The following is a 12,215-nucleotide window of genomic DNA, read 5'->3' as shown; positions in this document are numbered from 1 at the left end:
AGCATCCGCTCTCCGTCCGCGGACTGAATGCCGGAGAAGCGCGTCAGGCCCAGACGATGCGTGCGAACTCCGCCCTGAGCCTCGCCCCTCGCTGAGCATTCAGGGACTCGACCCAGGAGATGCGCCCCCGCAGGTGGGCCCGGAAGTCCGCGACCCCGGCACGATTCTGCGACGACGGTCCGTGCAGGATGCAGTTGTGGATGATGGCCTTCAACCGGTCGTAGTCGCCCCGCACCAGGTTGAGGCGCTCGTTCACGATGATCCCGGTGACCGCCTGCCTCGTGGCCTGTCGCCTGATCCTGGTCTTCCGTTCGTTGAGGGAATGCCCCTCGCCCTCGACGATCCGCCGCACTCCGCGGATGAAGGCGTCCGGCCGCGCGGCGAGCGAGGGTCCGCCGCTGAACGTGAGGTCATCGGCGTAGCGCGTGTAGGCGGCGTCGACGGCGGCGGCCCAACCGGTCAGACGCGAGTCGAGCCGGCGCACGGCGAGGTTCGCGATCATCGGAGACGACGGGGCTCCCTGGGGGAGATGGTTCGCGGCCAGAGCCCGACGAAGAGCGAATCGCTCCTCCGGTGTCCCGCCGGGAGGCATCGCGGCGAGCACGCGAGGAGGCACGGCGCTCGTGCACACCCCCGCGATCGTGTGAGCGACGGACTCCGAGTACCCGGACTGGCGGAGGGTGCCGTAGACGCGCCCCGCCGACACGCGGGCGAAGAACGTCGTGAGGTCGACCGAGACGACGATGTCCGCACCCACGTGCCGAGCGGCGCCCGTGACGGCACTCCGTCCTTGCATGAAGCCGTGGGCCGCATCGTTCGCGGGGATGAGGCCGAGCACGCGTTCCAGCAGGCGTCGCTGGACCCGGCGCAGCCGTTCCTCCGGGACCTCCAGCAGTCTCGGGACGCGCCCCGGTCGCGATCGCCATTCGTAGCGGTAATGGTGGAGCGGACCGGGGCGCGCTCGACGGTTCCACCGCTTCGTGTCGGCGAACCACGCGAGCTGCCCATCGGTCAGTTCGAGCAGCTTCGCGAGGGCGGCGATGTCGTCGATGCGCGGGAGCCCCGCTGCGGGCTCCCGCGAGCGCGTCGTCGCCACGACGTGGTGGTGGATGCGGATCGGAGTCCTGGCGGCGTCGGCCTTCTCGATCGCTGCGCGGAACGCCGGCGAATCGCCGATCACCGTGATCAGCAACCGGGGGGAATCGACGGGTGCTCTGACGAAGTCGACCATGACGTCGTCGACCACCCGCGGGAGCCAGCGTCGGCGCGCGCCGAGGACGAAGGATCCTGCGTCGACGAGGTGCGGAGCCGTCCACGCGTCCGCAGCGAGGAAGGCGTCAGCCAACGCCGTGGCGATCGCCGAGGCCTCAGGGCGGGGCGTCCGGGCGAGCACGCGCGTCGCGGGCGTCGGCGCCTCCGTCATCGTGTGGAGACCGTCCGGCCATCAGCTCGTCGGACGGTGAAGAGGGTGCGATGGCCTGCGCGCGACTCGTCCATCAGTGCGGGCACCGTACTGCGCGAAGCGCAGGGAGGCGCCTGCGGCGTTCGTTCCAGATCGGCCTGCGTGCCCCGGGGTATCCCCGGAGAGGATGGCTCACCGCGTGAACCACCCGCCTCGCTCGCAAGCCATCGCACGCCGCCACGATAGCAACAACGTCGGACGCGACGGCGACGGAGAGCGGATGCCGCGGCATCCGCTCTCCCCTCCCCTCCGCGCAGCCCACCTGACACACTGGGGCGATGAGCCTTCCTCACGACGACATCGATCCGGACGGACTGCTGGAGTACTCGGTGGTCTTCACCGATCGGTCGCTGAACCACATGTCCGCCCGCTTCGTCGCGGTCATGCAGCAGACCCTCGAGATCCTGCGCGAGGCGTACGGCGCGGAGGACGCGGTCGTGGTCAACGGCGGCGGCAGCTACGCGATGGAGTCGGTGGCGCGGCAGCTCGCGACGGGGCGCCGCGCGCTCATCGTCCGCAACGGGCTGTTCTCCTATCGGTGGTCGCAGATCCTCGAGACCGGTGGCATCGCGTCATCCGTCGTCGTGTGCACGGCGCGCCCCGACGGCGACGATGCGCAGGCGGAGTGGAGCCCCGCGCCGATCGACGAGGTCGTCGCCGCGATCCGGTCGTCCCGGCCGGACGTCGTGTTCGCCCCGCACGTCGAGACGGCCGCGGGCATGATGCTGCCCGACTCGTACGTCAGAGCCCTCGCCGACGCCGTGCACGAGGTCGGCGGAGTGCTCGTGCTGGACTGCATCGCCTCTGGGGCCATGTGGGTCGACATGACGGCGCTCGACGTCGACGTGCTGATCAGCGCCCCGCAGAAGGGCTGGAGCGGATCCCCCGGCGTCGGCTACGTCATGCTCGGAGAGCGAGGACGGGATGCCGTCGCCGCCGGCGCCACGACGAGCTTCGCTCTGGACCTCGGGCGCTGGCTCGCGATCTCCGACGGCTACCGCGACGGAACAGCGGGGTATCACGCGACGATGCCGACCGACACGATCGCCCACAACCTCGCGCAGATGATCGAGACGCGCGGGCTCGGCTTCGCCGCCCTTCGAGACGCGCAGGGCGAGCTCGGAGCGAGAGTGCGGGCGCTCCTGGCCGCACGGGGTCTGCCGTCGGTGGCGGCGGAGGGGGTGGCCGCACCGAGCGTGGTCGTCGTGCACACCGACGACCCGGGGCTCCGCAGCGGCGCGCGCTTCCGCGCGGAGGGCGTGCAGATCGCCGCCGGGGTGCCCCTGCACTGCGGCGAGCCCGCTGCCTTCTCGACCTTCCGGGTCGGGCTCTTCGGCCTCGACAAGCTCACCGACGTCGACGGCGCGGTCGCACGGCTCGAAGCCGCGCTCGACCGCATGGGGGTCTGACGGGCCTCGATCCGCGCACCCGGCGAGCTCGATCGGCCCCGCCGGGACGCCCGGCGTCAGCCGCCGACCGAGCGCAGGTCGTGCGGCGCGAGGTTGAGGCGCTCGCCGCCGTCGGCGGTCACGATGACGATGTCCTCGATGCGCGCGCCCCAGGACCCGGCGAAGTAGATGCCCGGCTCGATGCTGAAGGCCATCCCCTCGCGCAGGACCAGGTCGTTGCCGGGGGCGATGTACGGCTCCTCGTGCACCGAGACGCCGATGCCGTGTCCGGTGCGGTGCAGGAAGGACTCGCCGAAGCCGGCATCCGTCAGCACGTCGCGCGCGGCGGCATCCACCTGCTGGGCCGTCGCTCCCGGTCGCACCGCGTCGACGGCGGCCTGCTGGGCGCGCACGAGCACGGCGATCCGCTCGGCCGCGTCGGGAGACGAGGGACGTCCGACGACGTAGGTGCGGGTGCTGTCGGAGTTGTAGCCGCTGGGCACGGCGCCGCCGATGTCGACCACGACGACATCGCCGTCCTCGATCACGCGGTCGGACACCTCGTGGTGCGGATCCGCCCCGTTCGGCCCTGAGCCGACGATCACGAACTCCACGGTGCGGTGCCCCTCGGCGATGATCGCCTCCGCGATGTCCGAGGCGACCTCCCGCTCCGTGCGACCTGCGCGCAGCCACTCCGGCACCCGCCGATGCACCGCGTCGATCGCCGCGCCGGCACGTCGCAGCTCCACGATCTCGGCGGCATCCTTGATCATCCGGCTCTCGCGCAGCACCGGGGTGGCGAGTTCGAGCCGAACCCCCAGGCGTTCGGCGAGCGGGATCACGTGCAGTGCGGGCAGCGCATCCGACACCCCCACCCGCGAGACCGCGCCCAGGGCCCAGGCCACGAGGTCGTAGGGGTTCTCGCCGTCGACCCAGTCGGCGACGGCCAGCCCCAGCTCGCCGACCGCGGTGCTGCGGACCTTGGCGAGCTCCATGCGCGGCACGACGATGGTCGCGGCGGCGCCGGGACGCACCACCAGGGCGGTGAGGCGCTCGATCGTGTCGCCCTCCACCCCGACCAGATACTGCAGGTCGGGTCCTGGGCCCACGACGATGCCGTCGATCCCTGCATCCGCGGCGAGGGCCGCAGCCCGGTCGAGTCGGTCGGCGTACACGGAGGCGGGGAACGGCGTTGTGCTCACGACGTCAACGCTACTGCGCAGGTCGGCCCGGCGGAACGGAAGGCTGCGCGCCATCGAGATGGCGTGCGATGCCCGCGCGCGAGCGCAGCCCCGTCTTCTGCAGGATGCGTGCGACGTGGCTCTCCACGGTGCGAGGGCTCAGATGCAGCCGTTCGGCGATCATGCGGTTCGTGTGTCCGTCGGCCACGAGCTCCGCGACGTCCTGCTCCCGCGGAGTGAGCGCGTCGAGCGGAACATCCTCCTCGGCCGTGGGAGCGCCGAACCGGGCGATCGCGGCTTCCGCGAAGCGCCGATACAGCACGGCGCCCGCTCGATCGAACAGGTCCGCGGCCTCGCGGGCGTCGGCGAGAGCATCCGCCATCCTGCCCTGGCGCACGCGCAGCTGGGCGCGGAACATCGTTCCGTGCCCGCTCTGGGACGGGTGGTCCGCGCGTCTCCCCCACTCGATGGCCGCCTCGGCGTGAGCGAGCGCCTCGTCGAGATCGCCCCGCGCGACGGCGAGCTCACCGAGACCGATGTGCTTCTGCGAGGCGAAGATGTCGTGGCGGTCGATCTCCAGAGCCTCGAGATCGGCGGGCTGGCCGAGCACGATCGAACCGCGGCAGATGAACAGGCGCACGACACGACGCCACCACAGGATCTGCGGCAGCCCCGCCTCCACGAGTCTCCGGTAGCGGGTCGCGAACTCCTCCGCGCTCACCCGACCGGGCGCGGCGACCAGCGACGCGGTGAGCGCCAGCGGAACGGCATCCGGCCAGTTGTACTTCTCCGACGCCGCTATCGCCAGTTCGCTGAGCTCCTCGGCCTCGGCGCACCGATCCAGGGGGATGCAGAGGAAGGCGAGGATCAGGTAGAGGTGAGGCAGCACGTGGAAGCGCCCGTGCGACTCGGCGAGGCGGATGCCGCGCTCCACGAGGCGAGCCCCGTCGTCGAAGTCGGCCAGGAAGTGCGCGCACCACCCCATCGCCGTGACGACGTCGAGAACGGGCAGCAGCTCCGACGCGGTGAGCGTCTCGAAGCCGTCCTTGGCGATGCGGTATGCCTCCCGGCCGCGATCGAGATCCCCCACCCTGAGGTGCGACAGCGCGCGCAGCCCGGCGAGGGCGGTGGCGTGCCCCGGCCGCTCGTCGTCTTCTCTGAGCCAGGCCCTGGCATCGATCTCGTAGTCGCCGTCGTGCATGACGGCCAGGGTCGCCAGCTCGACGATCACCTCGGGGGCGAGCGTCGCCGCTCCGATGTCCCGCGCGAGCTCGAACGCCTCGTCGGGTCGGCCCTGGATGCGCAGCGACTGCATCAGAAGGGAGAGGGCCTCCCCCGTCGGCTGCTCGGAGACGTGCGCCTCGCGCAGCACCCGCTCGGCCTCGACGGGCCGCCCGTCGAGCAGCAGCGCACGCGCCAGCCCCAGGTCCCGTGCGCGATGCGGGATCCTCGTCGTTCGCATGAGCATCGCGATGCTGCTGCGCGGAGACGTCGAGGTCACGATCTCCGCGGCATCCACGATCGTCTGGATCTCGTCCGCGGTCAGATGCGAGCCGAGCTGCTGCAGGTGGGAGGCGCGTTCCAGCAGGTCAGACGCGCTCTCGGCGGCGAGGCGGTGCGCTCGCCGCCGAGCGCCGGCCCGCATGTGGCGATAGGCGGCCGCACGGATGAACGGATGGACGATCCTCAGCTCGTCCGCGTCGATGAGGCCGCGGCGGGCCAGGCGGTCAGCCGCGTCGGCGAGGGCGTCATCGGTCGGGGAGTCGCCAGAGAAAGCGCCATCCATCCGGACGAGTCGTGCGAGCGCGGCGGGGGCGACCGCCGGGGTGAGCGAAAGGGCATGCAGCAGCGTCAGCGCGGGAGCATCCAGTGTGCTGAACTCCCCGCGCAGAGCGTCGCCGATCTCGAGCGGTTCGCGCGCGTCGGTCCGGGCGGGTGCATCCCGCGCGGCATCCGCGAGCAGGCGGAGGAACAGCGGGTTCCCGCCGGCGAGCTCCACGAGGGCATCGTCATCGGCGCCGTGCTGACGGAGGAGGTCAGCGGCCTCGTCGTCGGCGAGCGGTGCGAGGCCGATGCGGTGCACCTGGGCGCCTCCGCGTGCGACCGCGTGCAGCAGCGTGTCCGGTACGGTGCCGGTTCGAAAGCACAGCACCAGGACGAGACCCGTCGTCGTGGGGTCGGCCAGCAGCCCTTCGATCAGCTCTGCGGCCGGGTCGTCCAGCCAGTGGGCGTCGTCGATCACCAGCACGGTCGGTGAGCTCGACAGCGCGTCGCGGACATCGCGCTGCAGGGCACGCGGTGCGCGCCGGGCGAGAAGCAGGGCGAGGTCGGCCTGCAGGAGATCCTCGACGATCGCTCGGATGCCGCCGAGGGGGATGTTCGTCGCGATCTCATCAGGGCGGGCGAAGAGCGTGCGCTGAGGAGGACCCGAACGCAGGAACTCTCCGACGAGAGCGGTCTTGCCGATCCCGATCGGTCCCTCGATGAGGATGATCCGGTGGGGAGCGTCGGCGGACGTCTCGGCGTGCGTGATCAGGCGATCGAGCTCGTCTCGACGTCCGATGAACATGTGCTCTCCCCTCCGCGCACAGAATGAGAATAGTGGGATATCGCTTCCCACGGGGCTTTTCTCGAACCATTCGATCAATTGCCGTGTTTCTACGGATGCGCGCTCTTCAGCCCGATTCATAGCCTGTGCATGATTGTGTCCGCCGACCCCAGTACAGGAACCACTCGATGACATCGCAGCTACGCACACGCCTCAGGCGCCTCCTCGGCGCGGGCACCGGCATCGCCCTCGCCGTCGGCCTCAGCGCCGTCGTGATCGCGGCGCCCGCCCAGGCCGCCACACAGGACGGCGTCTACGTCGGGGAGAACAGCCACGGGTACGACATCACGATCACGGTGTCGGACGGCAAGGTGACGGACGTCGCCACCACCTCAACGATCTTCTGCGGACTCAACCCTCCGATCCCCTCTCCGCTCACGTTCAACGACATCCCCGACACGGTGATCGGCGCGGACGGCACCTTCCAGGCCAACTGGACCTATCAGATCGATGCCGACTATCACGCCGAGTACTGGCTGGGCGGGACCTTCCACGACGACGGCACGGTCACGAGTTCCGGATCGAACGCCGCCGACATGGTCGGCGCGGGGCTGCAGTGCACGGGCACGCAGTTCACCTACGACGCGGCCGTCGACGGCACCCCTGCGCCGCAGATCACGGTGAATCCGAACCCCGCGACGCTGTCGCAGATCACCGATCCGGCCGGTGTCGTGCGCTTCACGGGCACCGGCTTCGCACCGGACAGCTCGGTCGCTCTCCTCGTGGACGGCCAGCAGGCGGCGACGCGCACGGCGGGCGCCGACGGGTCCGTCGAGGTCATCCTGCACTGGCCGAACGCCACGGTCGGCGACCACGTCGTGAAATTCACGAGCGGAGCGCGTACGGCCCAGACGACGTTCACCGTCGTGGCAGACCCGACCTACACGCCGACGGCGGCGGTGAGCCCGTCGACCACGACGGTCTCCGCGCTCGCCGGCGCCGGCGTCTCCGTCACGGGCGCGGGGTTCCCGCCGTCCGCGGCGGTCACCATCGCGTTCGACGGCACCACCGTCGCGACCGTCGACAGCGGCGCAGACGGCTCTGTCGGCTACGCGCTCTCCCGCGCAGCCGTCGCACCGGGGGCTCACACGATCACACTGACCAGCGGGCAGTGGTCGGCATCCGCCGTGCTGACCGTCGAGGCCGACCCGGTCGTCTACCACCCGGCGGTGCTCGTCACCCCCGACACGATCTCGCAGTCGGAGCTCGCGTCGGCGGGCATCCAGGTGCAGGGCAGTGGCTTCCCCGAGAACGCGCCGGTCGAGGTGCTCTTCGACGGCGCCGTGGTCACGACCGCGATCACCAGCGACACCGGAGCGGTCGCGACGTCCGTCCTCCGCTCTGGCGTCGCGGCCGGCACATCGACGGTGCTCGTGCGCAGCGGTCAGTGGCAGGCATCCGACACGGTCGTCGTCACGGCCGACCCGATCGATCCGGCCGACGTCACCCTCACTCCGTCGGAGATCGCGAGCGGTGCGCTGGAGGCCGACGGGATCGCGCTCACGGCCGAGGGCCTGCCGGCTGAGGTCCCGGTCCGCGTCCTGTTCGACGGCACCCAGGTCGCGACGTTCACCGCCTCCGCCACGGGCACGGGTTCGGCGTCGTTCACGGTGCCCGATGTCGCACCGGGCAGGCACACCGTGCAGCTCGTGCAGGGGCCGGGCTTCGCACCGCGGGGCGAGGCGCTCGCCGCCTTCGCACCGGGAGACGTCCTCGGCGAGGCCGAACTGCAGGTCACCGCTGATCCGGCATCCCCCGGACTCGTGCTGAGCGTCTCGCGGATCGCGACCGACTCGCTGGCCGCCACGGGTGTTCAGCTCGCGGGCACCGGGTTCACCCCCGGTCAGGCGGTCGCGGTCCTCTTCGACGGTCAGGAGGTCGGCGCCGCGCTCGCGGATGCCAGCGGTTCCGTCTCCTTCACCCTCCGCCGCGCGGGCGTCGCGCCCGGCGACCATCCGATCGCGCTCACCCAGGGCGATCTCCGATCCGAGGCCGTCCTGACGGTCACCGCCGCCTCGCAGCCGGGCACCCCAGGCCCTGGCACGTCGAACCCCGGGACGCCGGGTCAGGCGGGCGGGACCTCAGGCGGCCTCGCCGCTACCGGGACGGATGCCGGTCTCTGGACCGGCGTCGCCGGTGCCGCTCTGGCGCTGATGGCCGCGGGAGCGCTCATCGTCGTCCGACGCAGGCGCGCATAGCGGGAGGCTCGGGGCCGTACCCGGCCGCGCACTCCTCACGGTGCGCGGCGGGTGCGGCCCCGTGGTTCTCGCGACGTAGGATCAGAGGGTGCTGATCGGTCTGATGCGTCCCGTCGAAACCACCTCCGTCCGGGTGGAGGGCGCCGACCTCGCCGAGATCCAGACTCTGCTCGAGGCGCACCGGCCCGCCGGCTTCGATCTGATCTCCTCCCCTGTCGAGATGATCAAGGGGGCGGCGGTGCTCAAGTCCGTCGGGACGTTCGCTCGCCGCGACCAGGTCACCGAAGTGCAGGCCGACGACCTCGACGCCCTGCACGCGAAGGTGCCGGAGGGCTGGCAGCTCCTGAACGTCCGCGTCGCCTGACGCCTCTCCTTCGACTCGCAGGCTGCTCCGGTCGCAAACCGGGTCCCGAATCCGCGCAGTTCGCGACCGGGTCTGCGACCGGAACAGGCCGGCGGGAGCACCCGATCAGCGCGCTCGCACGCCGGCGGCCAGCTCGGCGAGGGCCGTGACGGTGGCGTCCCAGCCCATGCACGCATCCGTCACGCTCTGACCGCGCACCAGGGTGGCAGGACCGGCGGCGACGTCGAGCTTCTGGGCGCCCGCGACGAGGTTGCTCTCCAGCATCACGCCGGCGATCGCCCGCCCGTCGGCGGCGATCTGCGCGGCGAGCTCGGTCACGACCTCGGCCTGGCGCAGGTGGTCCTTGCCGCTGTTGCCGTGGCTGGCGTCGATCACGAGCCTGTCGGTGAGTCCGGATGCCGCCAGCCGCTCCGACGCGCGCCGCACGTGCTCCACCTCGTAGTTCGGTCCGTCCGCCCCGCCGCGGAGGATCACCGAGGTGTCGGGGTTGCCCGTCGTGGTGACGAGGCTCGCACGTCCGTCGGCGCCGATCCCGAGGAAGGCCTGCGGAGCGGATGCCGCGGCCGCAGCATCCAGGGCGACCTGCAGTCCGCCGTCCGTGCCGTTCTTGAACCCGATCGGCATCGACAGCCCGGATGCCAGCTGGCGGTGGATCTGGCTCTCGGTGGTCCGCGCACCGATCGCGCCCCAGGTCACCAGGTCCGCGGTGTACTGCGGGCTGATCGGCTCCAGGAACTCGGTGGCGCACGGCATCCCCAGCGCCGTCACATCGCGCAGGAAGGCCCGCGCCATCCGCAGTCCGGCCTCGATGTCGTGGCTGCCGTCGAGGTGCGGGTCGTTGATCAGACCCTTCCATCCGACCGTGGTGCGCGGCTTCTCGAAGTACGTGCGCATCACGACGAGCAGCTCCCCGCTGTGCTTCTCGGCCTCGCGCACCAGACGTCCGGCGTACTCCAGCCCCGCGTCGGGGTCGTGGATCGAGCACGGGCCGACGACGACGAGCAGACGGTCGTCCTCCCCCGTCATGATGCGGCGAACCTCGTCGCGAGTGCGCGAGACGAGGGCGGAGCGCTCGTCGCCCACCGGCAGCTCCGCGGCGATCTCGCCGGGCGCGGGGATGGTGGTGAAGCTCGCGACGTGCAGGTCGGCGGTGGCGTCGACGGTGGTGGTGTCGTTCACGGGGTGGGTCCTGTCCACTAAGGGCGGACCCGATGCAGAGCCCGCCGAAACGGCGAAGGGCAGAGCGGATGCTCTGCCCTGTCGGCTCTGAAGGTGTCGGTACGCGTCAGTGTCGCGACGGCCCCTCCAGAGCCGACTCGAAATACGCATACCAATTGGTCATGGAGAAGACCCTACCCCATGCGGAGAGGTCATCCGGCGGCGAGGCGGATCCGCTCGGCGAGGAACGAGCGGTTGGCCTCGTCGAGCTCGAGCACGGCGTAGGCCACCGGCCACATCGTGCCGTCGTCGAGCTGTGCGGGCTGCTCGAAGCCGAACGTGCCGTAGCGGGTCTTGAACTTGCTCGCGGGCTGGAAGAAGCACAGCACCTTGCCGTCCTTGCCCCACGCGGGCATGCCGTAATAGGTCCGCGGCACGAGGTGAGGAGCGGCTTCGAACACCAGGGCGTGCAGGCCCTCTGCGATCACCCGATCGTCGTCGGAGAGCTTCGCGATCGCCGCCTGCAGGTCGGCCTCCCCTTCGGCCCGAGCCTCCTCCGGCGTCTTCTTCGCACGGGAGCGCGCGGTCTTCTTCTCGGCGGCGGCCGCCTTCATGGCGTCGCGTTCCTCGGCGGTGAAGTTCTTCTCGTTGTCGGCCATGGGAGTGTCCTCTCGATCGGTGATGACCTCAGCGTAGGGATGCCGACGAGGGCTGCGCTTCTCGATTCCTGATCGATCACGCAGGCGGTCGAGGCGTGCGCAGACGGACGAGGTCGCGGGTGCGACTTCTCACGGCTGGCCCGGTCGACGAGCGGATAGGGTGTGAGCCATGGACATGCGCGTCGCGGCATACGCGGTCGTCACCGATGACGATGACCGGATCCTTCTGGCGCGCTGGATCGACGGACGCCGCGTCGCGTGGACCATGCCCGGCGGCGGACTCGAAGCCGGAGAGGACCCCGAGGCGGCCGTGCGCCGCGAGCTCCGCGAGGAGACCGGGTACTCCGTCAAGGTCGGCGAGCTGCTCGGCATCCACTCCCGCGTGATCCCCGCCACCCAGCGTGTGCAGAAGTCGGACTCGCCGCTGCACACCCTGCGCATCGTCTACCGCGCGAGCGTCACCGGCGGCAAGCTGCGCTTCGAGACCGAGGGCTCGACCGACATGGCGGAGTGGTTCCCCCGTGACGCCGTCGCAGGGCTCCAGCGGGTGAAGCTCGTCGACATCGCGCTGAGGATGGCCGGCATCCTCTGACCCGTCGTTGAGCGCCTTCCGAGGTCGCGCGGACGGGTGAGGCGTTTCGTCTCGGTCGCTGGCGCTCTCTCGCTCAACGACCAGTGGTGCCTTCCCTCGTCGTTGAGCGAGCGCAGCGAGACGACACGCACTCCCCGCGCCGATCAGCCGCGCGGCTCCTCCGGCACGGTGATGTCGGCGACCGTCGCGCCGTACGCGGAGATGAGGTCATCAGCCTCGACGAACAGGCTGTAGCCGTGGGCGCCCGCACCCATCGCGATGCGTCGGCCGACGATCGACTCGTCCGCGTAGATCGGCCAGTCCGTGGTGCTGCCGATGGGCACGATCGTGCCGCGCTCGTATCCGGTGGCGGCCAGAGCCAGTTCGGGCTCCGGCAGTCGCAGCTTGTTGACGCCCACGACGGCGCGCAGCTTCGGCCACGAGATCGACCGGCCGCCGGGCACCAGGGCGAAGAGGTAGGTGTCGTCCGACCGCTTCACGACCAGCGTCTTCACGATCCCCGAAGGGTCGAGTCCGAGCAGCTCCGCAGCCTCGAACAGGCTCTTCGCCTGCGGGCGCTCACGGATCTCGATGTCGAGACCGCGGGATGCCGCGGCATCCCGCAC

The 12,215-nt window shown here is 71.0% G+C and carries 10 protein-coding genes; 4 read left to right on the top strand and 6 right to left on the bottom strand.

Translation table 11 applies throughout. The features are described 5' to 3' along the window. Positions 1–43: 43 nt before the first annotated feature. Complete coding sequence (locus tag MRBLWH10_RS16655; RefSeq protein ID WP_341940778.1) at positions 44–1,423, bottom strand: reverse transcriptase family protein; 1,380 nt, start codon at positions 1,421–1,423, stop codon at positions 44–46. Positions 1,424–1,740: 317 nt separating this feature from the next. Between MRBLWH10_RS16655 and MRBLWH10_RS16650 the strand changes: the two genes are divergently transcribed. Beyond that, positions 1,741–2,871 carry an aminotransferase class V-fold PLP-dependent enzyme gene (locus tag MRBLWH10_RS16650; protein WP_341940777.1) on the top strand — a complete coding sequence of 377 codons (1,131 nt, stop codon included), beginning with the start codon at positions 1,741–1,743 and terminating at the stop codon, positions 2,869–2,871. Positions 2,872–2,927: 56 nt separating this feature from the next. Here MRBLWH10_RS16650 and MRBLWH10_RS16645 read toward each other — a convergent pair whose 3' ends face one another. After that, positions 2,928–4,052 (bottom strand): Xaa-Pro peptidase family protein, encoded by a 1,125-nt coding sequence (locus MRBLWH10_RS16645; RefSeq protein ID WP_341940776.1) that lies wholly within the window; start codon positions 4,050–4,052, stop codon positions 2,928–2,930. Between the two features lie 10 nt (positions 4,053–4,062). Next, positions 4,063–6,600: an AAA family ATPase gene (locus MRBLWH10_RS16640; RefSeq protein WP_341940775.1), complete on the bottom strand. Its 2,538-nt coding sequence runs from the start codon at positions 6,598–6,600 to the stop codon at positions 4,063–4,065. A 167-nt stretch (positions 6,601–6,767) separates the two neighbouring features. Between MRBLWH10_RS16640 and MRBLWH10_RS16635 the strand changes: the two genes are divergently transcribed. Then, entirely contained in the window at positions 6,768–8,837 is a 2,070-nt protein-coding gene (locus MRBLWH10_RS16635) for an LPXTG cell wall anchor domain-containing protein (RefSeq protein WP_341940774.1), read from the top strand. Between the two features lie 88 nt (positions 8,838–8,925). Then, the gene (locus MRBLWH10_RS16630; protein ID WP_105673414.1) at positions 8,926–9,201 is read left to right on the top strand and encodes a hypothetical protein; all 276 of its coding nucleotides are present in this window, start codon (positions 8,926–8,928) and stop codon (positions 9,199–9,201) included. A gap of 105 nt (positions 9,202–9,306) precedes the next feature. Here the strand turns inward: MRBLWH10_RS16630 and MRBLWH10_RS16625 are convergent, their stop codons facing one another. Next, positions 9,307–10,380 carry a 3-deoxy-7-phosphoheptulonate synthase gene (locus MRBLWH10_RS16625; RefSeq protein WP_341940773.1) on the bottom strand — a complete coding sequence of 358 codons (1,074 nt, stop codon included), beginning with the start codon at positions 10,378–10,380 and terminating at the stop codon, positions 9,307–9,309. A 191-nt stretch (positions 10,381–10,571) separates the two neighbouring features. Beyond that, on the bottom strand, positions 10,572–11,018 hold the full coding sequence (locus MRBLWH10_RS16620) for a DUF1801 domain-containing protein (RefSeq protein ID WP_105673416.1): 447 nt from the start codon (positions 11,016–11,018) through the stop codon (positions 10,572–10,574). 169 nt (positions 11,019–11,187) lie between these two features. Here MRBLWH10_RS16620 and MRBLWH10_RS16615 point away from each other — a divergent pair, with 169 nt between their 5' ends. Next, positions 11,188–11,610 carry an NUDIX domain-containing protein gene (locus MRBLWH10_RS16615; protein WP_105673417.1) on the top strand — a complete coding sequence of 141 codons (423 nt, stop codon included), beginning with the start codon at positions 11,188–11,190 and terminating at the stop codon, positions 11,608–11,610. A 143-nt stretch (positions 11,611–11,753) separates the two neighbouring features. Here the strand turns inward: MRBLWH10_RS16615 and MRBLWH10_RS16610 are convergent, their stop codons facing one another. After that, complete coding sequence (locus tag MRBLWH10_RS16610; protein ID WP_181155854.1) at positions 11,754–12,215, bottom strand: YbaK/EbsC family protein; 462 nt, start codon at positions 12,213–12,215, stop codon at positions 11,754–11,756.

Origin of the sequence: Microbacterium sp. LWH10-1.2, assembly GCF_038397765.1 — a bacterium.
Classification (GTDB): domain Bacteria; phylum Actinomycetota; class Actinomycetes; order Actinomycetales; family Microbacteriaceae; genus Microbacterium; species Microbacterium natoriense.
Note: the sequence above shows the minus strand (reverse complement) of the source record. Positions and strands in the feature narration are given on the sequence as shown.